General features: G+C 46.2%; 2 protein-coding genes. Both read right to left on the reverse strand.

Annotation, left to right across the window (positions count from 1 at the left end):
• Window positions 1–70 precede the first annotated feature (70 nt).
• Window positions 71–703, reverse strand: coding sequence for an acetyltransferase (locus ACN0IC_RS15335; RefSeq protein WP_416879622.1), 633 nt, complete (start codon window positions 701–703; stop codon window positions 71–73).
• Window positions 700–1,329, reverse strand: coding sequence for a sugar transferase (locus ACN0IC_RS15340; protein ID WP_416879623.1), 630 nt, complete (start codon window positions 1,327–1,329; stop codon window positions 700–702). Before ACN0IC_RS15340 ends, ACN0IC_RS15335 begins: the two co-directional genes overlap by 4 nt.
• Window positions 1,330–1,644: the final 315 nt, after the last annotated feature.

The following is a 1,644-nucleotide window of genomic DNA, read 5'->3' on the forward strand; positions in this document are numbered from 1 at the left end:
GCGAGACACTGCATCAGCTTCATCTTTGGTAAAGGAAGGCCAAGGAGAAAACGGTCCGTTTAACATAAATTCAAATAAACTCGGGTAACTGTTTCAAAGGTTTTGCTGGAGAGCCAACATAAATAGTATTTGCTTGAGAATCCTTTGTCTGAATCCCCCCCATTCCTAACATGGAGCCGCAAGACATAGTAATTCCTTGGCGAATCGCAGCTCCAGTGCCCACCTCAACGCCCTCTTCAAGAATCACATTCCCTGACAAAGCAACCATGGGCGAAACCGTGACAAAATCATGAATGATACCATCATGTCCCACCGTCACATTCAGGTTGAGAATGACATGCTCACCAATAGCAATGTCAACCGTAGCAATACTACCAGCACAAATCATCGCGCCCCTCCCAACTCTCACGCTCTCATTCATTTTCACAGAAGGATGAATAAGCGTCGCAAAAGCGGTCACTCCTTGGCTTACTAACTTTTCAACAACCTTTTTCCTAACTCTCGGATTACCGATTGCGACAATGAACTCCACATTGGGATATTCAGAACAGGCATCAAGGCCACCTAATATCCTATAATTTCCTTTCTTTCCCGGGGGTTCATTATCATCCAGAAACCCTAGAACAGTTCTACCACACTCCCTTGCCAACCAATTGACTTCTCGACCAAAGCCACCGAATCCAACTATAACTATAGATCTCATGAGTCCTCCTTGGACACCTCATGTGGGCCTAGACTCTCTCCAGCACCAACGAATCTAGGCATAGTCGCCTCTTCTCCATGACTAATGCCATCACGCTTCACTACTTGCCATACTGTCAAAAAAAGAATTTTGATATCAATCCATAAAGTACGGTTTTCCACATACCACAGATCCAACTCAAATTTTTCCTCCCAAGATAAGGCGTTTCGGCCGTTAATCTGAGCCCAGCCAGTAATGCCTGGCCTGACATCATGGCGGTGAGCTTGGCGTTCAGAGTAGAGCGAAAGATATTCCATTAATAAGGGACGAGGCCCCACAAGGCTCATATCACCTTTCAGGACATTCAACAGTTCAGGCAATTCATCCAAACTAGTGGAGCGAAGAAAATGACCAAACGAAGTTAACCTATCAGCGTCAGGCAAGAGCTCTCCATTCTCACTCCGCTCATTAGTCATTGTACGAAACTTGATCATCTCGAAGAGTTCCCCATCTCTGCCTGGTCGTGTCTGTCGAAAGCAAATAGGCGCGCCATGCTTGCAGCGCACCAGAAAAGCCAGAAACAAGATCACTGGCGCCAAAAGCAACAGACCAACCAATGCACCAAGAATATCCACTAGGCGCTTCATATGTGCTCCATTTTGCTAATCATTACCTCATCAACAGGCGCCCCAAGAGGCGCCTCAGGACGAATTTCGTGTCGACTGTATTGCCTCTCTGAATAAAGAGGCAAGCACTCCAGAAAAATTGGGCAAAGCCCCGCAATACTCATATCCCCCTCCATACATTCAAAGCACAAGCAGTCCAGCAGTGCTTGAAGATCGTAACAAAGCGTCCAAAAACAGTGGATCTTTCATCGCTGAAAAGTCCACCTAAAGAACTTCTTTCACTCGCCACCATTCTAAACTTGAGTATTATAAGAGGCTTTCCTTTCAGCCCTCGGC

Origin of the sequence: Litorimonas sp., from assembly GCA_029936425.1 — a bacterium.
Taxonomy (GTDB): domain Bacteria; phylum Pseudomonadota; class Alphaproteobacteria; order Caulobacterales; family Maricaulaceae; genus Litorimonas.